Below are 24,650 nucleotides of genomic sequence, written 5' to 3' on the forward strand. Positions count from 1 at the left end.
TTTTGCGGCTGCGGCAGAAGCTCGGCTTCGAGGTCAATTGACGCCAGCTGGCCGGCCGTTCCTTGTCGTCACCGCGGCAAATGCTCGTCGAACCAGAACGATGAGTGGCGTCGCGAGATGGTTCCCACCGACGGCAAGGGAAAATGCGATGTCATGACGATGCGTCCGCTTTCCGAGCAAGCCTCCAGGAATGCCCAGCGCGTCCGGCGCGCCTGGTCGGGGTCTGCGTCGTACCGAAAGTTCCAGTCGGGGTATATGCACTGCATCGGCCAGTGCATGAGATCGCCGGAGAACACCGCCCCTATGCCGAGAGATCTCAGTCCGATGGCAACGTGTCCCAGGGTGTGGCCGGGCGTCGGCTCCAGCCGCACTTCCTTGTCGAGTTCATGGTCCATGTCGACAAACACCGCCCGACCAGCCTCGACGATTGGCAGCACATTGTCCTCATAGGTCCGTGTGGCATCGCCAGAGGCCGCCTGTGCGGCCTCGAACTCACGCCGCGCCATGATGTAGCGGGCGTTGGGGAATGTCGGTATCCAGCGACCGTCCACCAATCGAGTGTTCCAGCCGCAATGATCGACATGAAGATGGGTGCACAGCACAAAGTCGATCTGCTCGGGAGCGACACCTGCATTCGCCAACCGCTGCAAGAACGTGCCGTCATTGCGGCGGTGCCAATGCGGGAAATCCGCGATTGTCTTGTCGTTGCCAACGCAACCGTCGACCAGGATGGTGTGGCGCCCGGTACGAACCAGAAAACTCTGGATGGGAAGAATAATCCGCCCGGTTGCCGGCGATATCGATCGAGGCGTGAGCCAATGAAGATGCGGTTCGAGTGCTTCGTCGGTGCAGTCGGGGAACCATTCCGACGGCGTCCGCAGTGGGTCGCACATCTCCAGAATTCTGGTTACCCGGATATTTCCGATTCTCCAGTCGTCCAATGAAGCGCCCTGCTTCGGTCGAGGATGGATCGACCAAGGATATCATATGTAGCCGGCCGGTGTCAGACGCGCGCTGGAAAGGAGCGCCGGCGATCGACGCCATTTGGCACCAGCAATGCATTCCGCCATGGTGTGCAGCCGCTTGGGCAAGGGCATGGGCCAAGACAAAGACACAGCGCGGTTCGCTTCAGATCGCCTCGCCCTTCAACAGCCTCGGCGTGTCGCCGGACAGGCCCGAGGCCTGGCGGATGAAGAAGTCCTTCAGCTTCGGCATGCGCTCGACGAGGCCGAGGCCGATGTCGCGCGCCGCACGCAGCGGGCCGACGTCGTTGGAGAACAGCCGGTTCAGCACGTCGGTGGTGACGCCCATCTGGACGGTGTCGAAGCGACGCCATTGCTGGTAGCGCTCGAGCACGTCGAGCGCGCCGATATCCTGGCCGAGCCGGTCGGCCTCGACCACCACCTCGGCCAGTGCCGCCACATCCTTGAAGCCGAGGTTGAGGCCCTGACCGGCAATCGGATGGATGCCGTGGGCGGCGTCGCCGGCAAGCGCGATGCGGGATGCGACGAAGGCGCGGGCAAGGGTCAGCCCGAGCGGCCAGGCGCGCGGCTTGTCGGCGACGTGGATCTCGCCGAGCTTGAGGCTGAAACGCAGCTCCAGCTCGTGCTCGAAAACGAGGTCGTCGCCCTCGACCAGCTTTTGCGCATCCTCCGAGCGTTCGACCCAGACGATCGAGGAGCGGTTGCGGCCGTCCTTGTCGGGCTTCAGCGGCAGCGTGGCGAAGGGGCCGGCGGGCAGGAAATGCTCTTCGGCGCGGCCATTGTGCGGCCGCTCATGCGCCACCGTGCAGACGATGCCGGATTGGCCATACTCCCACTTCACCGTCTTGATGCCGGCCATCTCGCGCAGCTTCGAGTTGACGCCGTCGGCGGCGACCAGCAGCCGCGCCTTCAGCGTCGCCCCGTCTGCCAGATGCACGGTGATGCCGGCGCCGTCGGTCTCGAAGGCGCTGACGGCGAGGCCCTCGATGATGTCGATGCCGAGTTTTTCGGCGCGCCGGCGCAACGCGCCGTTCAGGTCCCTGTTGGCGACCATATGGGCAAAGGGCTCGCCAGGCGCCACTTCGCCGTCGAAGGTCAGGAATACCGGCCGCACCGGATCGGCGGCGCGCGAATCGGTGATGATCATCTCGGTGATCGCCTGCGCCTGCGGCGCGATCTCGCTCCAGACGCCGAGCTGCTCCAGCATGCGGCAGGCAGCGGCGGCAATCGCCGAGGCGCGGCCATCCTTTTGCCAGACGCCGGCGGGCGCGGCATCGACGACGGCGACGGCGAGGCTTGGACGCGCCTGTTTCAGCGAAACCGCGCTGGCCAGGCCGACATAGCCGGCGCCGGCGACGAGCACGTCGAGCGAGGCTCTCGATCCCGCATCTGCCTTACGGTCAACCATGGCAAGTTCCTTTCGCGGCTCTGGAGCGCCTGGCCTTGACTGCCCGCCCTTCCTGTCCGAAACCGCCATAACATCTTTTGCGGCTGGAGCGCGAAAACATGACGGCGGCCATGGACGAGCTTCTCGACATTCTCGACCTCGAGCAGCTCGAACACAATCTGTACCGTGGTCGCAGCCCCAAGCTCGACTGGCAGCGCGTCTTCGGTGGCCAGACCATCGCGCAGGCGCTGGTCGCCGCCCAGCGCACGGTCGAGCCCGAGCGCCACGTGCACTCGCTGCATGGCTATTTCATGCGGCCGGGCGATACCAAGGTGCCGATCATCTACGAGGTCGACCGCATCCGCGACGGCGGCTCCTTCACCACCCGCCGCGTCGTGGCGATCCAGCACGGCCAGGCGATCTTCTCGCTGGAGGCCTCCTTCCAGCAGGACGAGATCGGCCTCGAGCACCAGGTGCCGATGCCGCAGGACGTGCCGGCGCCAGACAATCTGCTCAGCCAGCGCGAACTGCTCGGCAAGTTCGGCGAGGCGGTCCCCGACGGCATCAAGCGCTACTGGGAGCGTGACCGGCCGATCGAGATGAAGCCGGTGATGCTGAAGCACTATACCAGCCGCGAAAAGCTGGAGCCGAAGCAGAACATCTGGATCCGCACCACCGGCCCGGTGCCGGCCGACCGCGCAACCCAGGCCGCGGTGCTCGCCTATCTTTCCGACATGACGCTGCTCGACACCTCGACCTTCGCGCATGGCCGCGCCATTTTCGACCGCGACATCCAGGCGGCGAGCCTCGACCACGCCATGTGGTTCCATCGCAGCCACGCGCTCGACGACTGGATCCTCTACACGCAGGACAGCCCCTCCACGCAAGGCTCGCGCGGCTTCACGCGCGGCTCGCTGTTTGCCCGCAACGGCACGCTGATCGCCTCGGTCGCCCAGGAAGGGCTGATCCGGCTGAAACGTTGAGCAATAGCCGGCTTCCGGTTCAAGCCTGCCGAATGGGCATTTTTGAAAATTTGCCTATTTTTTAATCATCTGTCTTGCCGCGCCGCTCGACAACTGACGTCGCTGGCCTCTCCAATCTCTTTGTTTGCAACAGGTTAACGGGCTGCTTCGGCAATTGGCACGGAGCTTGAATCATTGTGGGCACTTACCGGCTCTCATTGGGATCGGTGAAGGTGTGCAAACGCGGGGGACCGCAACAGCAAAGGGTGAAACCTTATGAAAATCGTGATGGCAATCATCAAGCCGTTCAAGCTCGATGAGGTGCGCGAAGCGCTCACCGCAGTCGGCATCCAGGGCCTGACCGTCACCGAAGTCAAAGGCTACGGGCGTCAGAAGGGACATACGGAAATCTATCGCGGAGCGGAATACGCGGTCAGCTTCCTGCCCAAGATCAAGATCGAGGTCGCGGTCGGTGCCGACACGGTCGACAAGGCCGTCGAAGCCATCACGTCGGCAGCCAAGACCGGTCAGATCGGCGATGGCAAGATCTTCGTCTTCGGCATCGACCAGGCGGTGCGCATCCGCACCGGCGAAACAGACACCGACGCGCTCTGAGCGGCGATCACCCATTCCAACGGAGAGTTCAATGAATATTCCTTCCACCTTGAAGACGACGGGGCGCGCGGCCGCGCTCGGCGCGCTCGCCCTGACAGCCCTGGGCACGGTTGCCGCCTTCGCGCAGGAAGCGGCTCCGGCAGCCGCCGCCGCAGCGCCGGCAGCTGCGCCGACGCCGGTGCTCGATACCGGCAACACCGCCTGGATGCTGACCTCGACGGCGCTGGTGCTGATGATGACCATTCCGGGCCTGGCCCTGTTCTACGGCGGCATGGTGCGCAAGAAGAACGTGCTCGCCACCATCATGCAGAGCTTCGCCATCACCTGCCTGGTGACGGTGCTGTGGTTCATGTTCGGCTACTCGCTGGCCTTCTCCGACGGCGGCAGCACGAACGCCTATGTCGGCGGCTTCTCCAAGTTCTTCCACCACGGCATCACCACTTCGACGCTGTGGCTGCCCGGCGTGGCGAACATCCCTGAATTCGTCTTCTCGATGTTCCAGCTGACCTTCGCCATCATCACCCCGGCGCTGATCGCCGGCGCCTTCGCCGAACGCATGAAATTCTCGGCGCTGCTCATTTTCATGGGCCTGTGGCTGGTGTTCGTCTATGCGCCGATCGCGCACTGGGTGTGGGGCGGCGGCTTCCTTGGCACGGCAGGCGTTCTCGACTTCGCTGGCGGCACGGTCGTCCACATCAACGCCGGTGTCGCGGGTCTCGTCTGCGCGTTGGTGCTCGGCAAGCGCGAGGGCTACGGCACCGCCAACATGGCCCCGCACAACCTCGTCTACTCGGTCATCGGCGCTTCGCTGCTGTGGGTCGGCTGGTTCGGCTTCAACGCCGGTTCGGAACTGGCGGCCGACGGCCTCGCCGGCGCGGCGATGCTGAACACCCAGGTCGCCACCGCGGCTGCGGCGCTCGCCTGGATGTTCGCCGAATGGATCATCGCCAAGAAGCCCAGCGTGCTCGGCATCATCTCGGGCGCCGTCGCCGGCCTCGTCGCGGTTACTCCGGCTTCCGGCTTCGTCAATCCGACCGGCGCCTTCATCATCGGCATCGTCGCCGGCGTCGTCTGCTACATCTCGGCGGTCAAGGTGAAGCACATGCTCGGCTATGACGACTCGCTTGATGCCTTCGGCGTGCACGGCGTCGGCGGCATCGTCGGCGCGCTGCTCACCGGCGCGCTGGCCGATCCGGAGATCAACGCGCTCGGCAAGGGCGCCTCGGTCGGCACCCAGATCTACGGTATCGTCTTCACCATCCTGTGGACGGCGATCGCGACCTTCGTGATCCTCTACATCGTCAAGGCGCTGGTTGGCCTGCGTCCGAGCACCCAGGAAGAGATCGAAGGCCTCGACATCAGCCAGCACGGCGAAGTGGTGCCGTAAGGCTATCGACATCCGGCGCCGGCATCCTCCCGCCGGCGCTTCAGAAGAATCCCGTCGTGACGCTCCGAAAGGTGCTCACGCATTGAGGCCCGGAAACATCTTCCGGGCCTCCTTTTTTGGAGAATCGTGCGCCTCGGAGAGGCAAGAGAGGAATCGTTTTTGACGCGATCACGGTCGCGTGATGTGCCAGCGGGAAGAAACATAGGGCCTTCCGGCTCCGTACTGGGGGTAGCGACCGCCGTTCTGGCGCTCGTTAAACATCAGGGAAGGAACCAACCAATGAACATCAAGACCATCTTCCTCGGGGCACTCGCTCTCTCCATGGTCAGCGGCGCCGCATTGGCCGGTGCTCTCGACGAACCGGACAACATGGCGCCGTTCTTCACCGATGCCGGCATGAAGACCATGAAGCCGGAGGCCGATTTCAAGGCGGCCTGGGCTGCGATGGCCAAGGACAAGCAAGACATGATGATGAAGGAGTGCCAGGACGCGGCGATGAGCAAGCCTCACGCCGAATTCTGCGCCAACCTGATGATGTATGCCGGTCACAAGTGATTGCGAAAGAGATAGGCCCGGACGGGCGCGTCGACTCGCCATCCCAATGAGCAATGGCGGGCCGAACGGCCCGCCATTGTCGCCCGGCCGATAAAGCCGGCTTCAATCCCCGCGCGCTGCATCCATAGCGAACGACCCGTCGAGTCTTGCGGGAGCATCAAGCGAACGTGATTCAGAGTGATTGAGTTCGGCTCCGTTCATCGGCTAGTCTTTGCCCGATCCAAAACCCCGGATCATGGAAGGTGAAATCCCACTTTCGCGCTCCTCAACGAAAGGCCTCGCTGGCTCCGGCTCGCGAGGCTTTTTTGCATCCGCGGGCCAGACTGCCGAAGGGCCGCGAGACCGGGAGTCGCAACTCAACCGCCGGTAAAGCGCCGGAGTCGTCTCAACTTCTTATAGTTAATGCGCCCTTAACCTTCCCACCGATAGTCTGTCATCCGAATCTGCCGGCCTGCGTCATGCGTCCGGCCAGGCACCTACAGACGGGGAAGAGGCATGCGTTCAGGGGCTTCAGCACCGCTCGCGCTGACCGATACGGGGCACAGCATCCAGGCATTCGCGCGGCGCCAGCTCGGCCGCCTGGTCGGCGCCGGCCTGTTCGTGCTCGTCGCCTTCGGCGTCGCCAGCCTCGCCACCTGGAACGTCGCCGATCCGAGCTTCTCGCATGCCACCGACAACATCGTCACCAACGCGATGGGCTATGCCGGTGCGGTGTTCTCCGACCTCGCCATGCAGTTCTTCGGGCTTGCCGCCGTCGCGGCCCTGGTGCCGGCAGTGATCTGGGGTTTCCTGTTGTTTTCGGCGCGCGGCGTCGACCGGCTGCCGAAACGCGGGCTCGCCTGGTTCGGCTTCGCGCTAATGGCGGCCGCGATCGCCGGCTGCGTGACGCCGCCCAAGACCTGGCCACTGCCGACCGGCCTCGGCGGCGTGTTCGGCGACATGGTGCTGAAGATTCCCGGCATCGCCGTCGGCGGATATCCCAAAGGTCTCTTTGCCAGCATTATCGCGGTTATCCTTGCTGCGCCGGCGCTCTGGCTGTTCGCCTATGGCTCGGCGCTGATCGCCCGCAAGAACGGCTTTGCCGTCATGGAGCGCGCCGCCGAGCCCGACCCGCGCGAGCAGGACAACTTGCTCTTCGACGAGGATGAGGACGAGGGCGACGAAGGCATACTGGCGCTCGGCGCGATCACCCATTGGTGGCTGTCGTTCAGAGCCTGGATGCATCGCCGCGCCGCGCGCCGCCAGCAGGAGCGCGATGAGTACGAGCCGGAGATGGAGCCGCGCGCCAGCGCCTGGCGTCGCGCCGCCGAGCGTGTCGAATCGGCCGAATTCGCCGAGTCGCGGATGAGTCCGGGCGGCCGCGCCCGCGTCGAGCCTGAATTCTTCGCCGCCATGGTCAACGACCGCAGCGTCTCGGTCGATCCCGACGATGACGACGTCTTCGACAATGACGAGGACGAGGACATGGATTTCGCCGACGAGGCGCCGGCCCCGCGCCGCGCCGCGCCGAAGGTGCAGAATTTCCGCTCCGATGCCGCCACCCGCGTCGAGGCGCCGGCGGCGCGCCCGGTGCCGGGCGCGCGTGTCCAGCGCGAGGCGCAGACCTCGCTGATCGGCTCGGACATGTTCGAGATGCCGTCGCTGCATTTCCTGTCGGAGCCGAAGAACGTCGTGCGCGACGCCAGCCTCTCCAAGGACGCGCTGGAGCAGAATGCGCGGCTGCTCGAGGGCGTGCTCGAGGATTTCGGCGTCAAGGGCGAGATCATCCATGTGCGGCCGGGGCCGGTCGTCACGCTGTATGAACTCGAGCCGGCGCCCGGCATCAAGTCGTCGCGCGTTATCGGCCTGTCCGATGACATCGCGCGCTCGATGAGCGCGATCGCCTGCCGCGTCGCGGTGGTGCCCGGGCGCAACGCCATCGGCATCGAGCTGCCCAACGCCAAGCGCGAGACGGTCTATCTCAGGGAGATCATGGCGAGCCGCGATTTCGAGACCACCAAGGCGAAGCTGGCGCTGGCGCTTGGCAAGACCATCAATGGCGAGGCGGTCATCGTCGACATCGCCAAGATGCCGCACGTGCTGGTCGCCGGCACCACCGGCTCGGGCAAGTCGGTCGCCATCAACACCATGATCCTGTCGCTGCTCTACCGGCTGACGCCGCAGGAGTGCCGGCTGATCATGATCGATCCGAAGATGCTCGAACTCTCCGTCTATGACGGCATCCCGCACCTTCTGACGCCGGTCGTCACCGATCCGAAGAAGGCGGTGGTGGCGCTGAAATGGACCGTGCGCGAGATGGAGGACCGCTACCGCAAGATGTCGAAGGTCGGCGTGCGCAACATCGACGGCTTCAACGCGCGCGTCCAGCAAGCCGAGAAGAAGGGCGAGAAGATCTCGCGCACGGTGCAGACCGGCTTCGACCGCCAGACCGGCGAGGCGATCTACGAGACCGAGGATCTCGATCTCGAGCCGATGCCCTACATCGTCGTCATCATCGACGAGATGGCCGACCTGATGATGGTCGCCGGCAAGGACATCGAAGGCGCGGTGCAGCGCCTGGCGCAGATGGCGCGTGCCGCCGGCATCCACGTCATCATGGCCACGCAGCGCCCCTCGGTCGACGTCATCACCGGCACGATCAAGGCCAATTTCCCGACTCGCATCTCCTTCCAGGTGACGTCGAAGATCGACAGCCGCACCATCCTTGGCGAACAGGGCGCCGAACAGCTGCTCGGCATGGGCGACATGCTCTACATGGCCGGCGGCGGCCGCATCCAGCGCGTGCACGGACCGTTTGTCTCCGACGACGAGGTCGAGCGCGTCGTTGCGCATCTTAAGCTGCAGGGCGTGCCGGAATATCTCGACGCCATCACCGAGGATGACGACGAGGACGAGGAGGAGGCGTCCGGCAAGGGCGGTTCAGGCGGCGGTGGCGGCGGCAATTTCGACGATTCCGACGACCCCTACGACCAGGCGGTGGCAGTGGTGCTGCGCGACGGCAAGGCCTCGACCAGCTACATCCAGCGGCGGCTCGGCATCGGCTATAACCGCGCCGCCTCGATCATCGAGAAGATGGAGAAGGAAGGCATTGTCGGTCCGGCCAATCACGCGGGAAAACGCGAGATACTGGTGCCGACCGAGGACGACAAGTTCTAGGGTTCCGGCGCCCATCGACCCGGCACCGGCAACCTTGAACCTTTCGGCGCGTTGAAGCGACGGAGCGTCACTGGAAGCGCCAAACTTAAGCCTAACTGGGGGCCCAGAGACTGCGACACCATCGAATCAGAGAGTGACCGGCATGAAAAACGCACCTTTCGCCCCGAATCGCCGCCAAGTGCTTGGCCTCGGCCTCGTGCTCGCCGGCGCGGCAAGCGTCAATGTCATACCTGGGTTCCAGCTTCTGGCGTCGGCGCAGGCGGCGATTCCGCCGGCGGCGCAGAAGATCGCCGACCACTTCTCGTCGGTCAAATCGATGAGCGGCGAGTTCGTTCAGTTCGGCCCCAAGGGCGAGCAGACCGGCGGCAAGTTCTTCCTCGAACGGCCGGGCAAGATCCGCTTCAACTATGACGGATCGTCGAATTTCCGGGTCATCTCCGACGGCAAGTCGGTGGTCATCCTCAACAAGAAGCTCAACACCTCCGACCTCTACCCGCTGTCGAAGACGCCGCTGAAGCTTCTGCTCGACGACCGGATCGATCTCTCGGGCGGACGGGTGAAAAGCGTCAAGGAAGAGGACGACCTGACCACCATCCAGCTCTCCGACAAATCGGTGTTCGGCAACGCCAGGATCACCATGATGTTCGATCCGAAATCCTATGAACTGCGGCAGTGGACCATCACCGACGCGCAGGGCAAGGACACGACGGTGATGATCTTCAACGTCAAGGAAGGCGTCAGCTTCGCGCCCGATACGTTCGCCATCGACTATACGGCGAACCGCGAGTTGAACACCAAGACAAGATAACTTCCTTCGTCTTAGTGCTCTTGCGAGCGGCGGCGCCAGCCTCGGCGGTTGTCGCCGGCTTGTTTTTATGGCTGGCGGCTGGCAGTAGTTCGGCGACCTCTTGCCGGACCCGCCGCATGCCCTTTTCCATCGCCACCTGGAACATCAACTCGGTGCGCCTGCGCATGCCGATCGTCGAGCGCCTGCTCGTGGAGCACGCGCCGGACGTGCTCTGCCTGCAGGAGACGAAAGTTCCGGACGAGCTGTTTCCCGAAAAGGCCTTCCGCAAGCTCGGCTACGAGCACATCGCCTTCCATGGCCAGAAGGGCTATCACGGGGTGGCCACGGTGGCGCGGCGGCCGATCGAGCTGGTCGAGAAGCGCCGCTTCTGCGAGATCGACGACAGCCGGCACCTGTCGGTCAGGGTAAGCGCCGGCGGCAAGTCGATCCTGCTGCACAATTTCTATGTGCCGGCCGGCGGCGACGAGCCCGACCCGGAGATCAACCGCAAGTTCAGGCACAAGCTCGACTTCGTCGCCGAGATGAACGGCGTGCGGGCCGAGCATGACGCGGTGTCCGGCTCGGTCCTGGTCGGTGATCTCAACATCGCGCCGCTGGAGCACGATGTCTGGTCGCACAAGCAGCTGCTCAAGGTGGTCAGCCACACGCCGGTGGAGACCGAGAGCTTCGAGGCGATGCGGCGCGCCGGCGACTGGGTCGACCTGATGCGGCTCAACGTGCCTGCCGAGCAGAAACTTTACACCTGGTGGAGCTATCGCGCGCAGGACTGGGAAGCGTCGGACCGCGGCCGGCGGCTCGATCATGTGTGGTCGTCGCCGAACCTGGCGGAGCGCTTCACCGGTTATGAGATCCTGCGCCCGGCGCGCGGCTGGGAGCGGCCGTCGGACCATGTGCCGGTGATTGCCAGGTTCGACCTGGACTAAAGGCCGCCGGCGGACGGGTAAACGCGAGGCGCGTCGAGCCGTTGGGCGGACAGATATTCCGTCGTGTCGACATGAGCCAGCAGACTGGGATGATCGCGACGGCGCGTCGCCAGCATCCGGCGGGCAGCCTCGATGATCTTCGGCGGCGGGACATTGGCGACCAGGCCGGTTGGACTTGCCTGGCGTGCCTCGACCATGTCCACACTGTTCGAAAGCGGCCTCCAGCGCGCCATGTTGGCACCGCTGTTGACCATGACCATCGGCGTCATCACCGTGGCCATCAGATGCGCGGTACCGCCCTCGGCGCCAATGTAAAGATCGGCAAGCTCCCCGAGCGCCAGCAGGATGTCGCTGACGGCGATATCCGGCGCGGTGCCGGAATCGACAAGCTGCAATTTCGGCACGCGTTGAACCAGTTCGGCACTATCGGGGCCGACACCTGGCGTTTTCACATAGATAAGGTTCGCGCCATCGCTGATCATGGCGTCGGATATCGCGACGACCTGATCCGCCGTCATTCGCTTGTTGCCATCGCCATGGGCCGCGACAATGATCAACGGCGCCTGGCTGCCGCCCGCCAGGCTCCTGGCCGCCGCACGCGCGGCCGGCGTCGGCTCCAGGCGATGATCGAAGGGCAGCCGCTTCCCGGCAAGACGTTCGACAAGGCGGTGGTAGCGCCATGCATTGTGCTCGGGTCGTGCCTCGGGTCTATGGCCGGGGGGCAAGGAAAGGGCGAAGGCCGGAAAGTTTGCTTCATAGACGATGCGGCGGCCGATCAGCGACGCCCAGGTTTGAACCAGCCAAGGCGCCACGATACGGAAATCGACAACTGCCACTCGCTGCTTGGCCCTGCGGTGGCCGGCGACCAGATGCGCCAGCGGCGTCTCTACACTAATCGCGTCGACCAGGTGGCGGACATGGCCGTTGAGGGCATCCGCGAGAGTGGATGTCTCGGTGGTTCCGTATATGAGCAAACTGTCGGGAAATGCCGTTCTCGCGGCCCGCAAGGCCGGGATTCTAAGCAAGCCGTCGCCGAACGCATCCTTGCGTGAATACAAGATAATCGTCTCGTACCGCGCTGGCAGCATGCCTCGCTCCCCCCAGGAGCTTGGTGGTGGCGGTGCCCACGCGGCCCGCCCTACAGGTCCTGTAGGATTTCACCTTTTGCCTGTCAACGGAACCTCGCCTCTCGGGTCCAGGTGATCAACGCCGGCGCTATTGGCCTACTCGGTGAACCGCGGGCCGAGCTTTTCGATGCGGCTGATCATCTGCTGGAATTCCTCGAGGATGCGCTCGTGCAACAGCACCGCAATCTCCGGATATTCTTCCAGGATGCGGCGGAACATCTTGCGGCTGAGCCGGATCACCTCCGAATCGACCGCGGCCGATGCGCTGGTCAGCCGGTTGGTGTCGGCAATCAGCGCCAGCTCGCTCAGCATGGTGCCCGGACCAGCCGTGCCGATCGGGATGCGCTCGCCGCTCTGCTCGCGATAGAGGACGATGCGGCCGCTGACCACGATATAGGCGGAGTCGGCCACGTCATCCTCGCGGTAGAGCTTGTGGTCCGCCTGCAGCAGGGTGGTTTCGGCGCCGAAGGCGAGCAGGCGCAACTGCTCCTGCGTGAAGCCCTCGAAGAGCGTCACGGCGGACAGGATGCGGATGTCGTCATCCAGCGCCATCTAGCTATGTCCCCGAGCGGTCAGTCCAGTCCCTCCCTTGGAGCGCCGCGTCCTCCAGAACGCGCAAGGACGCTCCAACATCCTTGAGTCTACGCATCGTGCTCGCCAAAAATCGATTCCGATTTTTGGCCGATGCGCTTCGGAGCCGATCCAACCACCCTCCAGCACCAGGATCGCTTCCGAAGCGGTCCCGCCCTGACCGCTCATCGGATCATGAAAAGTTTAAGGAACCAGCTTGTAGCCGCCGCTTTCTGTCACAAGAATTTCGGCATTGGAAGGATCGCGCTCGATCTTCTGGCGCAGCCGGTAGACATGGGTTTCCAGCGTGTGCGTGGTGACGCCTGAATTGTAGCCCCAGACTTCTTCCAGAAGCACGTCGCGCGTCACCACCTTCTGTTCGGCGCGATAGAGGTACTTGATGATCGAAGCCTCCTTTTCGGTCAGCCGCACCTTGGCGCCGCGCTGGTCGATCAGCAGCTTCTGGCTTGGCTTGAAGGTATAGGGGCCGACCGAGAAGGTGGCGTCCTCGCTCTGCTCATGCTGGCGCAGTTGCGCGCGGATGCGGGCAAGCAGCACGGCGAAGCGGAACGGCTTGGTCACATAGTCGTTGGCGCCGGCCTCGAGACCGAGAATGGTGTCGGAATCGGTGTCGTGTCCGGTCAGCATGATGATCGGCGCCTTGTACCCGCCCTTGCGCAGGATCTTCACCGCCTCGCGCCCATCCATGTCGGGCAGGCCGACATCCATGATCAGGAGGTCGACGAGGCCGCCGCGCGCCGCGGCGACGCCTTTTGCCGCCGTCGCTTCCTGCTGGACGTCGAACTCTTCGTAGAGGGCCAGTTGCTCGACGAGCGTGCCGCGCAGGTCGTCATCGTCGTCGACGATCAGTATGGTGCGTGAGGTCATGGATCAATCCGTTGTTTTAAAAAGAATATTCAGTTGACCGTCCCCCATTTATGCTGAAGCTGACCGGCACAACAGCCGATCACAGTGATTTGTTCCGTGACACGATCATACAAGAAAAAACGCCCATGCAATGCAAACGGCGCAATTTTGCCAAAAGGCCTCACCGTGCTCAGCGTGCGCGCCAGGCCCGGCCATCCCAGCCAGGGCCTGCTGCAGGCCGGCAGCCTGGTGTTTGCCTGCGCCCTGGGACGCGGCGGCATTTCGGCGAACAAGCGTGAAGGCGACGGCGCGACGCCGCTAGGCGCCATGCGCCTGTTGTCGGGCTATTTCCGCGACGATCATTTTTCCGGCGGCCGCCGGACGCGGCTGGCGATGGTCCCGATCGGACCCGACCTCGGCTGGTGCGAGGTGCCGGACGACCGCAACTACAATCGCCCGGTGAAGATCCCCTATGGCGCCAGCCATGAGCGCATGCGGCGCGCCGACAGGCTCTACGATGCCTGCCTTGTGATGGACTGGAACATCGCGCCGCGCCGGCGCGGCCGCGGCAGCGCCATCTTCTTCCATCTGGCGCGGCCCGGCTTCACGCCGACGCAAGGCTGCGTGGCGGTGACGGCGCGCACCATGGCGCGTCTGCTGCCGCTGCTGTCGGATCGGACGGTGGTGAGGGTGGTGAGGTGAGGGAGTAGGCAGTAGGCAGTAGGCAGTAGACAGTAGGCAGTAGGCAGTAGGCAGTAGGCAGTAGGCAGTAGAAAGAAATGCTCTCTTCCCCTACTGCCTAATCCCTACTGCCCACTGCCTCACTTCTGCCACCCCGTGCCGAGCAGCCCGATTTCGCGGATCTGCCGGTCCACAGCCTTTGCCACGTCCCGGCGCTCGGCGCCGATGTCACGCAACAGCTCGTCGGAGAGATCCTCGATGGATTCGTGGGGAAGCTGGGCAGCGACCCGCGCCTGGCGCAACCAATCGAGGGTGGCGCGCAGCCAGACTGCGATGCCGGAGCGAGAATTGAGGGCGGTGTGGGACTTCAGAACGATCTCGGTCATGGCTCTATCCGGTTTCTCCGGATGTCAAATCCGGTTTGATAGTGTTTCGATGCTGCAATCATGCCGGATTGAAAAATAAACAGGAAACGAGTAGTTCTTGTCTGATCATCAAGTTTTATTTGGAGATCGAATGGCCCGCCTGCTGCCCGGAACGCGTGCGCTGAGGACGTTCGAAGCGGCGGCCAGGCACCTCAATTTCACCCGCGCGGCCGACGAGCTCGGCCTGACGCCGGCGGCGGTCAGCCACCAGATCAAGGAGATCGAGGACCAGCTCGACCTTGCGCTGTTCACCCGCACCAGCCGCACCATCCGGCTGACGGAGGCCGGAAACGTCCTGTTCGAGGCGTCGATCGACGCGCTCGACCTGCTCAACCGGGCGGTGTCGCGGGCCCGCAAGATGACGCGCGGCACGGCGCTGCTGAAGGTGACGCTCGACGCCCAGTTCGCGACAAAGTGGCTGATGCGTCGCGTGGACGATTTCCGCCAGCAGAAGCCGGGCATCGAGCTGCGTTTCGACATCACCTACGATGTCAGGGACTTCGAGCGCGACGATGTCGATATCGGCATTCGCTTCGGCACCGGCAAATATCCCGGACTTGCCGCGCATCGCCTGTTCGACAACATCATCATCCCGGTGTGCAGCCCGGCGCTGCTGGCGTCCGGCCCGCCGCTCAACGAGCCGCGCGACCTCTTTCGCCACACGCTCGCGCATATCGACTGGTCGCGCCAGGGCGTGACGTGGCCGAACTGGAGCATGTGGATGCACGCGGCCGGCGTCGACGATTTCGACGATAGCCGCACGCTTGTCTTCGGATCCTCGACCGATGCCACGCAGGCGGCGCTCGACGGCAATGCGGTGGCGCTGGCCGACTTCGCCATGGTCGCCAACGACCTTTCGCAAGGGCGTCTGGTCCGACCCTTCGAGCTCGGCATCAAGGTGGCGCCGGAGTTCGCCTATTTCCTGGTTTATCCGGAAGCCGTGAAGGACGACGCGCGCGTCGCCGCCTTTCGCGAATGGCTTATCGAGGAAGCGGCGAAGACGCCGACATGATGGCGCCCTAGCCGGCCGGCGCGCCGAACCACCCGATCACCGCGCCGATGAGCAGCAGCACGCCCAGCCAGTGGCCGGCATCGATCAGCGTCAGGTCCCAGCCGAAACCTTCATAGCGGTGGTTGACCGACAGCGTGGTGGCGACGAAGCCCAGCCAGAGCACGAAGGCGAAGATCAGCCCGGCGATGAGGCTCGGCTCGCCGCCGGTCATCGCGCCGACGACCAGGCTCAGCACGAATGCCATGACCAGCTCGGCGATGAAGGAGATGATGAAAGGCAGCGGCGACCGTTTCATCGTCGCCGGATCGAGCTTGGCCGCCTTGAGCCACGGCTTGCTGAGCGTCGTGTACCAGGCGGCGCCGAACAGCCACGCCACCACGGCGGCAACGACCACCGCCAGCCAGTTCACCGCTGAAAAATCCATGCGTCCTTCCCCCTCCGATGCATGTCGTTCCAAACATGCACCCTCTTTGAAATCGCAGCGATGGAACGCCTGTTCGGCGCTGCCGTCAAGCAAGGCGCCAGACGGTCGTGCGCTTGACCTCGGCATCCTCCAGCACGCGCGTCACGGGCACCTGGTAGACGGCCAGTGACCGCAGGCCGTCCTTGGGCAGATAGGCGCGGCCGGGATCGCCGACGAGGATGTCGGCGCCACGCGCCGTCAGCGCCTGGAACCAGGGCAGCAGCCTGTCGGCGAAGGACCTGTCGTAGAAGACGTCGCCGGCCAGCACGACATCCCAGCCCATGTCGGCGCCGACGCAGTCCTGGCCGAGGAATTCCGCCTCGGCCAGGTTGGCCTCGAGGTTGAGGGCGATCGCCGTCTCGCAGAACGGATCGATGTCGGCGGCGGTCACCGCTGCGGCGCCCGCCTTGGCGGCGGCGATGGCGACCAGGCCGGAGCCGGAGGCGAAGTCGAGCACCCGCTTGCCACGAACGGTTTCGGGATGGTCGAGCACGTAGCGGGCAAGGCCCTGGCCGCCGGCCCAGGCGAACGCCCAGAACGGCGGCGGCAGACCGATCGCCGCCAGTTCCTCTTCCGTGCGCAGCCAAAGGTCATGCGCCTCGTCGGCGAGATGCAGGAGCACTTCCGGCACATGCGGCGGCGCCATCAGCGCCGTGTTCTCGAGAATGAATTTCTTCGCGCTTTTCGGTGTCAGCCGGGTCACGGCGCCGGCGAGAGATCGGCCATGCGGCAGACCTCTTTCCATTCGGCCGGCGTCACCGGCTGCACGGAAAGCCGGCCGAGCCGCACCAGCGCCATCTCGGCGAGCTTGGGATTGGCCTTGACCTGCTCCAGCGTCACCGGGGTAGGCACCTCCTTGAAGGCGCGGATGTCGACGCATTCCCAGCGCGGATCGTCGCTCGTGGTGTCGGGATGGGCGAGCGCGCAGACCTCGGCGATGCCGACGATGTTGAGCCCTTCATTGGAATGGTAGAAGAAGCCGAGATCGCCGATCTGCATCGCCTTCATGTTGTTGCGCGCCGCATAGTTGCGCACGCCGTCCCATTGCGTGCCGGCCTTGCCCTTGGCCTTGAGCGCCTCGAAGGAGAAGACCGAGGGTTCGGACTTGAACAGCCAGTAGTTCATCTCAGTTGTCCCCTTGCCATTGTCGGTTGGCTACAATGAAGCGTTCGCGCTCCCACTACCCTTACCCTTTCCCCGTTCTCGCGAGGAGAGGGGCGCGCCAAGCGATCGATCAAGCGCCGGCGGGCTTCTGGAAGACCCAGTTCCACGGGCGGATTTCGACGCTTTCGAACAGGCCGGCCTTGGCATAGGGATCGCTGGCCGCCAGGACTTGCGCCGCCGTCATATCCACTGCCTCGATCATGACCAGACTGCCGTCGGGCTTGCCGTCAGCGTCGAGGAAGGGCCCGGCAAAGGCAAGTTTTCCTTCGCTGATCAGGCCTTGCAGGAACGCCGCATGCGCCGGCCGCGTGTCGACCCGTAACTGCAGCTTGCCGGGCTTGTCCTTGCAAATCAACGCAAACAGCATGGTCTAAAACTCCGATGGTTCAGATGTCGGTTTCGGTCTTGAGCGGCCGCGTCATCAGCGCCGTCACGGCCTGGCCGATGGTCACGGTGCCGTCGAGAATGGCGGCGACAGCGGTGATGATCGGCGCGTCGATGCCGCGCTCGGCGGCGAGGCGGGCGGCGATCGCTGCCGTCGGCACGCCCTCGGCGAGCGGCAGTCCGGCAAGCGGCTTGCCCTGGCCGAGCGCCAGCCCATAGGCGAAATTGCGCGACTGCGCCGAGGAGCAGGTGAGCAGGAGGTCGCCGAGCCCGGAAAGCCCCATCAGCGTCTCCGGCCTGGCGCCAAAGGCGGCGCCGATGCGGCGCAGTTCGACGAAGCCGCGCGTCACCATGGCGGCCTGGGCGCTGGCGCCGAGCCTCGCGCCGGTGACGGCGCCGGCGGCGATGGCGAAGACGTTCTTCAGCGCGCCCCCGATCTCGACGCCGACGAGGTCGTCGCTGGAATAGCAGCGCAGGTTTTCGGCCGAGAAGCGGGCGGCAAGGTCTGCGGCGAGCTCCGCGTCGCGGGCGGCCACCACCACCGCCGTCGGCAGGCCGCGGGCGACATCGGTGGCGAAGCTCGGGCCGGACAGGGCGGCAACCGGATTGTTCGGCAAGGCCTCCTCGACGATCGCCGACAGCAGCGCGCCGGTGTCGCGCTCGATGCCCTTGGCGCAAAGAACCAGCGGAACGCCCGACGGCACATGGTGCCTGGCGCCAGCCAGCATGGCACGCAGCGCCTGCGCCGGCGCCACTGCCAGCACGCAGTCGGCGCCGTCGAGCGCGGCCGCGATGTCGGTCGTCGCGACGATGCCGGGCTGCAGCGCGATGCCCGGCAGGTAGCGCGGGTTCTCGCCGCGATCGATCGCGGCGACGGTTTCGGGGTCGCGCGCATAGAGGCGCACGAAATGGCCAGCGCGCAGCATGGCCAGCGCCAGCGCCGTGCCCCAGGCGCCGCCGCCAAGCACTGCGACGCGCCAGCCGCTCGGCGCCTCGTGCCCGCTGGTAACCAGCTCGGTCATGCCTTGGCACCGCGCCGGCCGGAGCCGACCATCGGGGCGGAGACGCTGTCCAGCGGCCAGCGCGAGCGCGGCACGAAATCGGCGTCGTTCGCGCGCGCCATCCCGGCGCGCAGGCGCTCGATGCCGGCCCAGGCGATCATCGCCGCATTGTCGGTGCAGAGCTTTTGCGGCGGCGCTATGAAGTCGAAGCCGGCCTCGGCGCAGAGCGCCTCCAGCGTCGCCTTGATTGTCCGGTTGGCGGCGACCCCGCCGGCGACGACCAGCGCCGGCTTGGCCTTATCAGGAAATTCCTGGCGGAAACGGTTGAGCGCGCGCGAAACACGGTCGCCCAGCGCATCCGCCACCGCCGCCTGGAACGAGGCGCAGATGTCGGCGACGTCCTGGTCGCTCAAGGGCGCAATGGCGGTCGCGGCCTGGCGCACCGCCGTCTTCAGGCCGGAGAAGGAGAAATCCGGCTGCGCCGAACCCTTCATCGGGCGCGGCAAGGCAAAGCGGCCCGGATCGCCCGTGGCTGCCGCCTTCTCGACATTCGGACCGCCGGGATAGGGCAGGCCGAGCATCTTGGCCGTCTTGTCGAAGGCTTCGCCGAGCGCGTCGTCGATGGTGGTCGCCCAGCGCTGATAGTCGCCGACGCCGCGCACGGCGACGATCTGGGTGTGGCCGCCGGACACCAGAAGCAGCAAATAGGGGAAGTCGAGCCCGTCGGTCAGCCTTGCGGTCAGCGCATGGCCTTCGAGATGGTTGATGGCGAGCAACGGCTTGTCGGCGGCCGCGGCAATCGCCTTCGCCGTCATCAGCCCGACGATCAGCCCGCCGACAAGGCCGGGACCGGCGGTCGCGGCGATCGCGTCGACCTCGTCCAGCGCCACGCCCGAATCGGCAAGGGCCGCCTCGACGATGCCGTCGAGCGCCTCGACATGGGCGCGCGCGGCGATCTCCGGCACGACGCCGCCGAACGCGGCATGCTCCTCGATCTGGCTGAGCACGATGTTGGAGAGGATTTTGGGCGCGGCGCGGCCATCCAGCGCCACCACGCTGGCCGCGGTCTCGTCGCAACTCGTCTCAATGCCCAGAACGCGGATCAATTGGTCGCTGTCCTCGAAGATTGTATCGCCAGCCTTTCCTAGATAGGACATGTGCCGGCAAGACCTCGTGTGCCGGGGGTTATCACGGACAGCGCGCCATGCAAACAAGCTTGAAAATCGGAACACGCGGCAGCCCGCTGGCACTTGCCCAGGCGCATGAGACGCGGACGCGGCTGATGGCGGCGCACGGGCTGCCGGAACAGGCATTCGAGATCGTCGTCATCTCGACCAGCGGCGACCGCATCCAGGACCGGCCGCTGTCGGAAGCCGGCGGCAAGGGCCTGTTCACCAAGGAGATCGAGGAGGCGATGCTGGCCGGCAGGATCGACATCGCCGTGCATTCCTCGAAGGACATGCCGACGCTGTTGCCGGAGGGGCTCGAACTCTCCGCTTTCCTGCCGCGCGAGGACGCTCGCGACGCCTTCATCGGCAAGGCTGCGAAGACGATCGCCGAATTGCCTCAGGGCGCCAGGGTCGGGTCGTCCTCGCTCAGGCGCCAGGCGCTGATCCGGCGCATGCGCCCGGATCTCGAGGTGGTGATGTTCCGCGGCAATGTGCAGACCAGGCTGCGCAAGCTGGATGAAGGTGTCGCCGACGGCACCATCCTCGCCTATGCCGGGCTGAAGCGGCTCGGGCTCGGCGATGTCGTCACCGACCTGATGTCGCTGGAACAGTTTCCGCCAGCGCCGGGGCAAGGCGCGATCTGCATCGAAAGCCGCATCGGCGACGCTGATGTCGAGCGCATGCTGGCCGCGATCCACGACGCGCCGACCGGCCAGGCGCTGGCCTGCGAGCGCGCCTTCCTGGCGGCGCTCGACGGTTCCTGCCGCACGCCGATCGCCGGTCACGCGACGATAGCTGGCGACAAGCTCTCCTTCGCCGGGTTGATCATCTCGCCCGATGGCGGACAGTCGCATGAGGTCAGGCTGGACGGGCCGGCGCCGGATGCCGCCCGGATCGGCGCGGAAGCCGCCAAGGCGGTGCGGGCCAAGGCCGGCGAATCCTTCTTCGACGGCTGGGCCTGACATGCTCCGCGTTTTGGTGACGCGGCCGGAACCGGGCGCCTCGCGAACCGCGCATCGGCTCGAGCAGATGGGCTTTCAGCCGATCCTGCTGCCGCTGACCGAAACGGTGGCGCTGCCGGCCAAGGCAAGCGAAGCGCCGAAGGATGCCATGGCGGTCGCGGTTACCAGCGCCAACGCGGTGCGCCACGCGTCGCGCGAGCTCATCGCCGCACTGGCTGCCTTGCCTTGCCATGCTGTTGGCAAAAGGACAGCGGAAGCGGCGCGCAAGGCAGGATTTTCCACGGTCAACGAAGGCCCGGGCGATGCCATGGCGCTGGCCGATGCCATCGTAGAAGGGCCTCCGACGGGCACGGTCGTCTATCTTTGCGGACGCGTGCGCTTTCCTGCCTTCGAGCAGCGCCTCTCGGCGGCCGGCATTCCGGTCCGCGCCGTCGAAACCTATGACACGATCGGGCTCGACCATTCCGACGCGGACGTGGCAGCGACCCTGTCCGGCGGGCCGGTCGATCGGGTCCTGCTCTATTCGGCCAAGGCGGCCGTGGCGATGCAGGCCCTGATCCGGCGGCCGGCGCTCGGCGGTTATTTTGAAAAGACGGGATTTTTCGCGCTGTCGGGACGTATCGCCGCAGCGCTCGACGGCGTCGCTCCCGAACGGGTCCGCGTCGCCGCCGAACCGCAGGAAGACGCGCTGATCAGGCTAGTGCTGGCCGGGCGCTAGGCAGAATCTGCGACATGACAGGATGCCTGCTCAGGTCTGTGTCATCACGCCGCCCCTTTTCACCGCTTGGTGATGTGCTAGAGCATCCTTCAGCTCTAGACCCGTTGAACCATCCCAAGCCAATTTGCGGAGCCCAAGCATGGTCAAGACGCCGAAGATGCGACATTCGAAGAGCCGCCGCGAGCCGGTGACGATCGAACTCGAGCCCGGCGCCGTCTCGCGTATTGTCGAGGAGGATGGGGCGAAGACCGTGGAGGCCGAGGCGGAGGAAGCCGCGAGCGCTTCGCAACCCGAGGCTCCGGCGGAGCCGGTGCATGCCGACCAGGTCGATCATGAGCCCTGGGAGCACAGCGACGCTGCCGCGCAGGCCGGAACGGAAGACACCGGCGCCAAGGGTTCGGATGAGGCGGAGCGCCCCTATCCGGCAGGTTCCGAGGCGTCGCCTGATCAGACGCATGGCTCCGACTACAATTTCGAGGATGCCTCGACCAAGGCGGCCGCCGCCGGAGACGCGCCGAAAACAAACCTCGGGAGGGAGGACTATGTGGCACCGCAGCCGAAACGCGGCGGCCTCAATGGCATTGCCGCCGGCGTGATCGGCGGCGTCATCGCGCTGGCCGCAGCCGGCGGCCTGCAGTTCGCCGGCCTCATCGGCGCGCCGGGGTCGGGCGGCGCTTCGCTCGACGGCGTCAATGGCGAGATCGCCGCGCTGAAGAGCGAGATCGCGGGCCTGAAGCAGGCCGGCGGCAATGGCGATGCCTCGGCCAAGGTCGACGGGCTGTCGTCGGCGCTGGACCAGGTCAAGAGCGATGTCGCGGCGCTGAAATCGGCGGTCGAGCAAGGCGGCGCCGGCGACGCCGCCGGCGTTGCGGCACTTGGCGACAAGCTCAAGCAGATCGAGACGGCGATCGCCGACTTGCAGAAGGCCGGAACTGCCGCGCCTGTCGATCTCGGGCCGCTCAATGAAAAGCTCGCCGGGCTCGACGCGCTGGTGAAATCCGCCGGCGAGGCGGCGAAGGCTGAGGACGGCCGGCTGGCGGCGCTGGAGCAGTCGGTGTCGCAGCTCTCCGGCAAGGTCGAGGCGCAGGCCTCGCAGCCGAAGATCGCGATGGCCATCGCGGCATCGGCGCTGAAGTCGGCGCTCGACCGAGGCGCGCCGTTCGCCGCCGAGCTCGAGACCTTCGCGGCGATTTCGCCTGACGCGCCGGAGATCGCGACGCTGCGCGCCTATGCCGAGAAGGGCGTTTCGACCCGGACGGACATCGCCGCCGAGGTCGATGCCGCTGCCAACGCGATGGTCGCGGCCGCCACGCCCGTCGATGAGAATGCAGGCTTCCTGCAGAACCTGATGTCGAGCGCCGAATCGCTGGTCAAGGTCCGGCCGATCGGCGCCGTCGAGGGCAAGGGCGCGCCGGAAACCGTGGCGCGCATGGAGGTGGCGGTCAACCAGGGCGACTACGCCAAGGCGCTCAGCGAGTACGACACGCTGCCGGAAGCGGTGAAGGCCGCCGGCGCGGATTTTGCCGGCAAGCTGAAGGCGCGACTGGAGGTCGAAAAGCTGATCGATTCGTTGATTGCCGGCGCGATGAAGGCGTGAGGGAGACCAGATGATCCGCATCCTCATCTTCCTCGCCGTCGTCTTCGCGCTCGGGCTCGGCTTCGCCTGGCTGGCCGATCGTCCCGGCGACATGGTCGTCACCTTCAACGGCTATCAGTATCAGGTCAGCCTGATGGTGGCGGCGGTGGCGGTGGTCGCGGTCGTCGCCGCGGTGATGATCCTGTGGTGGCTGGTGAAGTCGCTGTGGAACAGCCCCTATACCATCTCGCGCTATTTCCGGGTGCGCCGCCGCGACCGCGGCTACCAGGCGCTGTCGACCGGCATGATCGCGGCCGGCGCTGGCGACGGGGCGCTGGCGCGCAAGAAGACCAAGGAAGCGGCCAAGCTGATCCGCTCCGACCAGGAGCCGCTGATCCATCTCCTGGAGGCGCAGGCCTCGCTGCTCGAAGGCGATCATGAAGGCGCGCGCGAGAAGTTCGAGGCGATGCTCGACGATCCCGAGATGCGGCTGCTCGGCCTGCGCGGCCTCTATCTGGAGGCCGAGCGCCTCGGCGACCGCAACGCCGCCAGGCACTATGCCGGCCGCGCCGCAGCGGTGGCGCCGCAACTTGCCTGGGCCGCCGAATCGACGCTGGAGGAACTGACCGGTCGCGGCGACTGGGACGGCGCGCTGAAGCTGGTCGAGGCGCAGAAGTCGACGCGGCAGATCGAGCGCGATGCCGCCAACCGCCGCCGCGCCGTGCTGCTCACCGCCAAGGCGCAGGCGCTGATCGACAGTGACGCCAACGCGGCAAGGGCCGCGGCGCTCGAAGCCAACAAGCTCGTGCCCGAATTCGCGCCGGCGGCGGTCGCCGCCGCCAGGCTGCTGTTTCGGCAAAACGATGTGCGCAAGGGCTCCAAGATCCTCGAAGCGGCGTGGCGGGCCGAGCCGCGTCCGGAAATCGCCGAGCTCTATACCCATGCCCGCCCCGGCGATGCCGTCGGCGACCGGCTGAACCGGGCGAAGAAGCTGCAGGATCTGAAGAAGAACCATGCCGAGTCGTCGATGGCGGTTGCCCGCGCGGCGCTCGACGCGCAGGATTTCGCCACCGCCCGGCGCGAGGCGGACGCTGCGATCCGCATGGATCGGCGCGAAGGCGCCTATCTGCTCCTGGCCGACATCGAGGAGGCCGAGACCGGTGACCAGGGCAAGGTGAGGCAATTGCTGTCCAAGGCGGTCCGGGCGCCGCGCGATCCGGCCTGGGTCGCCGACGGCGTCGTCTCCGAGCATTGGGCGCCGGTGTCGCCAGTCACCGGCAAACTCGACGCCTTCGAATGGCGGGCGCCGATGGAGCGGCTCGGGCACCTGATCGACAGCCATGAGGACGGCCCGGAGACAGTCGTGCCGGCGATCACCGTGGCGCCGGCGGCGGAGAAGGAAAAGACGATAGAGGCCGTTGCGCCGGACGGCTCGGTCGCGACCCCGGCCTCAGACGAGGACCAGGTGAAGCCGGTCACCGCCGCTGCCTTTGCCGCCGTGCCCGACGATGCCGAAGGGGTGGAGCCGGCGGAGGAACTGGCGAGGCTGCCCGACGATCCCGGTGTCGACCCGGACGATGAGGCGGAAAAATCGCCGCGCCGGTTTCGTTTGTTTTGAGGCCGGGATCGATCCGGGCCGTATGGGAATGATGTGATGTTCGAACGTGTCCTGTCTTTCCTGAGGGATCTGCCGGCGGGTGCTGCCCGCGCCAACGCGGACGATCCGCGCGTCGCCGCGTCGGCGCTGCTCTACCA

General features: G+C 65.8%; 25 protein-coding genes. 13 read left to right on the forward strand and 12 right to left on the reverse strand.

The annotated features are described in order from the left end of the window. Nucleotides 1-68: 68 nt before the first annotated feature. Together EN738_RS09705 and EN738_RS09710 are read right to left on the reverse strand one after the other, a co-directional pair. A complete protein-coding gene (locus tag EN738_RS09705; RefSeq protein WP_127283487.1) occupies nt 69-941 on the reverse strand; it encodes an MBL fold metallo-hydrolase in 873 nt (290 codons plus the stop codon). 187 nt (nt 942-1,128) lie between these two features. Further along, complete coding sequence (locus tag EN738_RS09710; RefSeq protein WP_127283488.1) at nt 1,129-2,391, reverse strand: ubiquinone biosynthesis hydroxylase; 1,263 nt, start codon at nt 2,389-2,391, stop codon at nt 1,129-1,131. A gap of 98 nt (nt 2,392-2,489) precedes the next feature. Here EN738_RS09710 and tesB point away from each other — a divergent pair, with 98 nt between their 5' ends. The 7 genes from tesB to EN738_RS09745 all read left to right on the forward strand — a co-directional run bounded on the left by tesB (nt 2,490) and on the right by EN738_RS09745 (nt 10,776). Then, the gene (tesB, locus tag EN738_RS09715; protein WP_127283489.1) at nt 2,490-3,353 is read left to right on the forward strand and encodes an acyl-CoA thioesterase II; all 864 of its coding nucleotides are present in this window, start codon (nt 2,490-2,492) and stop codon (nt 3,351-3,353) included. Nucleotides 3,354-3,608: 255 nt separating this feature from the next. Next, nucleotides 3,609-3,947 (forward strand): P-II family nitrogen regulator, encoded by a 339-nt coding sequence (locus EN738_RS09720; RefSeq protein WP_127283490.1) that lies wholly within the window; start codon nt 3,609-3,611, stop codon nt 3,945-3,947. Nucleotides 3,948-3,978: 31 nt separating this feature from the next. Continuing rightward, on the forward strand, nt 3,979-5,334 hold the full coding sequence (locus EN738_RS09725; RefSeq protein WP_127283491.1) for an ammonium transporter: 1,356 nt from the start codon (nt 3,979-3,981) through the stop codon (nt 5,332-5,334). Between the two features lie 279 nt (nt 5,335-5,613). Continuing rightward, nucleotides 5,614-5,889, forward strand: a complete 276-nt coding sequence (locus EN738_RS09730; RefSeq protein WP_127283492.1) for a hypothetical protein — start codon at nt 5,614-5,616, stop codon at nt 5,887-5,889. A gap of 495 nt (nt 5,890-6,384) precedes the next feature. Then, nucleotides 6,385-9,045 (forward strand): DNA translocase FtsK, encoded by a 2,661-nt coding sequence (locus EN738_RS09735; protein ID WP_127283493.1) that lies wholly within the window; start codon nt 6,385-6,387, stop codon nt 9,043-9,045. Nucleotides 9,046-9,187: 142 nt separating this feature from the next. Then, a complete protein-coding gene (locus EN738_RS09740; protein ID WP_127283494.1) occupies nt 9,188-9,853 on the forward strand; it encodes an outer membrane lipoprotein carrier protein LolA in 666 nt (221 codons plus the stop codon). Nucleotides 9,854-9,969: 116 nt separating this feature from the next. Next, nucleotides 9,970-10,776 (forward strand): exodeoxyribonuclease III, encoded by an 807-nt coding sequence (locus EN738_RS09745; RefSeq protein WP_127283495.1) that lies wholly within the window; start codon nt 9,970-9,972, stop codon nt 10,774-10,776. Here the strand turns inward: EN738_RS09745 and EN738_RS09750 are convergent. The 3 genes from EN738_RS09750 to EN738_RS09760 all read right to left on the reverse strand — a co-directional run bounded on the left by EN738_RS09750 (nt 10,773) and on the right by EN738_RS09760 (nt 13,361). After that, entirely contained in the window at nt 10,773-11,834 is a 1,062-nt protein-coding gene (locus EN738_RS09750) for a glycosyltransferase family 9 protein (protein WP_189605790.1), read from the reverse strand. The genes EN738_RS09745 and EN738_RS09750 overlap by 4 nt on opposite strands. A gap of 165 nt (nt 11,835-11,999) precedes the next feature. Beyond that, nucleotides 12,000-12,455, reverse strand: a complete 456-nt coding sequence (locus EN738_RS09755; protein WP_127283497.1) for a Crp/Fnr family transcriptional regulator — start codon at nt 12,453-12,455, stop codon at nt 12,000-12,002. A gap of 222 nt (nt 12,456-12,677) precedes the next feature. Next, nucleotides 12,678-13,361, reverse strand: coding sequence for a response regulator transcription factor (locus EN738_RS09760; protein ID WP_126057506.1), 684 nt, complete (start codon nt 13,359-13,361; stop codon nt 12,678-12,680). Nucleotides 13,362-13,505: 144 nt separating this feature from the next. Here EN738_RS09760 and EN738_RS09765 point away from each other — a divergent pair, with 144 nt between their 5' ends. Then, nucleotides 13,506-14,042: a L,D-transpeptidase gene (locus EN738_RS09765; RefSeq protein ID WP_189605792.1), complete on the forward strand. Its 537-nt coding sequence runs from the start codon at nt 13,506-13,508 to the stop codon at nt 14,040-14,042. A gap of 119 nt (nt 14,043-14,161) precedes the next feature. Here the strand turns inward: EN738_RS09765 and EN738_RS09770 are convergent, their stop codons facing one another. After that, nucleotides 14,162-14,407: a hypothetical protein gene (locus EN738_RS09770; protein ID WP_127283499.1), complete on the reverse strand. Its 246-nt coding sequence runs from the start codon at nt 14,405-14,407 to the stop codon at nt 14,162-14,164. A 130-nt stretch (nt 14,408-14,537) separates the two neighbouring features. On the opposite strand from EN738_RS09770, the gene gcvA reads away from it, so the two are divergent. After that, complete coding sequence (gene gcvA, locus EN738_RS09775; RefSeq protein ID WP_127283500.1) at nt 14,538-15,458, forward strand: transcriptional regulator GcvA; 921 nt, start codon at nt 14,538-14,540, stop codon at nt 15,456-15,458. A 7-nt stretch (nt 15,459-15,465) separates the two neighbouring features. On the opposite strand, the gene EN738_RS09780 is transcribed toward gcvA, so the two are convergent. From EN738_RS09780 to tsaD, 6 genes are all read right to left on the reverse strand, one after another. Further along, nucleotides 15,466-15,882 (reverse strand): DUF1761 domain-containing protein, encoded by a 417-nt coding sequence (locus tag EN738_RS09780; protein ID WP_127283501.1) that lies wholly within the window; start codon nt 15,880-15,882, stop codon nt 15,466-15,468. Between the two features lie 85 nt (nt 15,883-15,967). Further along, nucleotides 15,968-16,624, reverse strand: a complete 657-nt coding sequence (locus tag EN738_RS09785; RefSeq protein WP_127283502.1) for a methyltransferase — start codon at nt 16,622-16,624, stop codon at nt 15,968-15,970. Continuing rightward, on the reverse strand, nt 16,621-17,046 hold the full coding sequence (locus tag EN738_RS09790; RefSeq protein ID WP_127283503.1) for an EVE domain-containing protein: 426 nt from the start codon (nt 17,044-17,046) through the stop codon (nt 16,621-16,623). Before EN738_RS09790 ends, EN738_RS09785 begins: the two co-directional genes overlap by 4 nt. A gap of 109 nt (nt 17,047-17,155) precedes the next feature. Then, on the reverse strand, nt 17,156-17,452 hold the full coding sequence (locus EN738_RS09795) for a YciI-like protein (RefSeq protein ID WP_127283504.1): 297 nt from the start codon (nt 17,450-17,452) through the stop codon (nt 17,156-17,158). Between the two features lie 19 nt (nt 17,453-17,471). Then, nucleotides 17,472-18,491: an NAD(P)H-dependent glycerol-3-phosphate dehydrogenase gene (locus EN738_RS09800; RefSeq protein WP_127283505.1), complete on the reverse strand. Its 1,020-nt coding sequence runs from the start codon at nt 18,489-18,491 to the stop codon at nt 17,472-17,474. After that, nucleotides 18,488-19,573, reverse strand: coding sequence for a tRNA (adenosine(37)-N6)-threonylcarbamoyltransferase complex transferase subunit TsaD (gene tsaD / locus EN738_RS09805; RefSeq protein ID WP_189340365.1), 1,086 nt, complete (start codon nt 19,571-19,573; stop codon nt 18,488-18,490). Before tsaD ends, EN738_RS09800 begins: the two co-directional genes overlap by 4 nt. A gap of 101 nt (nt 19,574-19,674) precedes the next feature. Between tsaD and hemC the strand changes: the two genes are divergently transcribed. The 4 genes from hemC to EN738_RS09825 all read left to right on the forward strand — a co-directional run bounded on the left by hemC (nt 19,675) and on the right by EN738_RS09825 (nt 24,513). Beyond that, entirely contained in the window at nt 19,675-20,601 is a 927-nt protein-coding gene (hemC, locus tag EN738_RS09810) for a hydroxymethylbilane synthase (RefSeq protein WP_127283506.1), read from the forward strand. A 1-nt stretch (nt 20,602) separates the two neighbouring features. After that, on the forward strand, nt 20,603-21,319 hold the full coding sequence (locus EN738_RS09815) for a uroporphyrinogen-III synthase (RefSeq protein WP_127283507.1): 717 nt from the start codon (nt 20,603-20,605) through the stop codon (nt 21,317-21,319). 139 nt (nt 21,320-21,458) lie between these two features. After that, nucleotides 21,459-22,916, forward strand: coding sequence for a COG4223 family protein (locus tag EN738_RS09820; protein ID WP_127283508.1), 1,458 nt, complete (start codon nt 21,459-21,461; stop codon nt 22,914-22,916). 10 nt (nt 22,917-22,926) lie between these two features. Further along, nucleotides 22,927-24,513 carry a heme biosynthesis protein HemY gene (locus EN738_RS09825; RefSeq protein WP_127283509.1) on the forward strand — a complete coding sequence of 529 codons (1,587 nt, stop codon included), beginning with the start codon at nt 22,927-22,929 and terminating at the stop codon, nt 24,511-24,513. Nucleotides 24,514-24,650: the final 137 nt, after the last annotated feature.

It is taken from the genome of Mesorhizobium sp. M4B.F.Ca.ET.017.02.2.1, from assembly GCF_003998955.1.
In the GTDB taxonomy this organism is placed as follows: Bacteria; Pseudomonadota; Alphaproteobacteria; order Rhizobiales; family Rhizobiaceae; genus Mesorhizobium; species Mesorhizobium abyssinicae.

Excerpts from the sequence above, each read along its gene's own strand:
- EN738_RS09710 (WP_127283488.1), bottom strand. The coding sequence starts at position 2,391 with ATGGTTGACCGTAAGGCAGATGCGGGATCGAGAGCCTCGCTCGACGTG.
- tesB (WP_127283489.1), top strand. The coding sequence starts at position 2,490 with ATGACGGCGGCCATGGACGAGCTTCTCGACATTCTCGACCTCGAGCAG.
- EN738_RS09720 (WP_127283490.1), top strand. The coding sequence starts at position 3,609 with ATGAAAATCGTGATGGCAATCATCAAGCCGTTCAAGCTCGATGAGGTG.
- EN738_RS09725 (WP_127283491.1), top strand. The coding sequence starts at position 3,979 with ATGAATATTCCTTCCACCTTGAAGACGACGGGGCGCGCGGCCGCGCTC.
- EN738_RS09730 (WP_127283492.1), top strand. The coding sequence starts at position 5,614 with ATGAACATCAAGACCATCTTCCTCGGGGCACTCGCTCTCTCCATGGTC.
- EN738_RS09735 (WP_127283493.1), top strand. The coding sequence starts at position 6,385 with ATGCGTTCAGGGGCTTCAGCACCGCTCGCGCTGACCGATACGGGGCAC.
- EN738_RS09740 (WP_127283494.1), top strand. The coding sequence starts at position 9,188 with ATGAAAAACGCACCTTTCGCCCCGAATCGCCGCCAAGTGCTTGGCCTC.
- EN738_RS09745 (WP_127283495.1), top strand. The coding sequence starts at position 9,970 with ATGCCCTTTTCCATCGCCACCTGGAACATCAACTCGGTGCGCCTGCGC.
- EN738_RS09755 (WP_127283497.1), bottom strand. The coding sequence starts at position 12,455 with ATGGCGCTGGATGACGACATCCGCATCCTGTCCGCCGTGACGCTCTTC.
- EN738_RS09760 (WP_126057506.1), bottom strand. The coding sequence starts at position 13,361 with ATGACCTCACGCACCATACTGATCGTCGACGACGATGACGACCTGCGC.
- EN738_RS09770 (WP_127283499.1), bottom strand. The coding sequence starts at position 14,407 with ATGACCGAGATCGTTCTGAAGTCCCACACCGCCCTCAATTCTCGCTCC.
- gcvA (WP_127283500.1), top strand. The coding sequence starts at position 14,538 with ATGGCCCGCCTGCTGCCCGGAACGCGTGCGCTGAGGACGTTCGAAGCG.
- EN738_RS09780 (WP_127283501.1), bottom strand. The coding sequence starts at position 15,882 with ATGGATTTTTCAGCGGTGAACTGGCTGGCGGTGGTCGTTGCCGCCGTG.
- EN738_RS09790 (WP_127283503.1), bottom strand. The coding sequence starts at position 17,046 with ATGAACTACTGGCTGTTCAAGTCCGAACCCTCGGTCTTCTCCTTCGAG.
- EN738_RS09795 (WP_127283504.1), bottom strand. The coding sequence starts at position 17,452 with ATGCTGTTTGCGTTGATTTGCAAGGACAAGCCCGGCAAGCTGCAGTTA.
- EN738_RS09800 (WP_127283505.1), bottom strand. The coding sequence starts at position 18,491 with ATGACCGAGCTGGTTACCAGCGGGCACGAGGCGCCGAGCGGCTGGCGC.
- hemC (WP_127283506.1), top strand. The coding sequence starts at position 19,675 with ATGCAAACAAGCTTGAAAATCGGAACACGCGGCAGCCCGCTGGCACTT.
- EN738_RS09815 (WP_127283507.1), top strand. The coding sequence starts at position 20,603 with ATGCTCCGCGTTTTGGTGACGCGGCCGGAACCGGGCGCCTCGCGAACC.
- EN738_RS09820 (WP_127283508.1), top strand. The coding sequence starts at position 21,459 with ATGGTCAAGACGCCGAAGATGCGACATTCGAAGAGCCGCCGCGAGCCG.
- EN738_RS09825 (WP_127283509.1), top strand. The coding sequence starts at position 22,927 with ATGATCCGCATCCTCATCTTCCTCGCCGTCGTCTTCGCGCTCGGGCTC.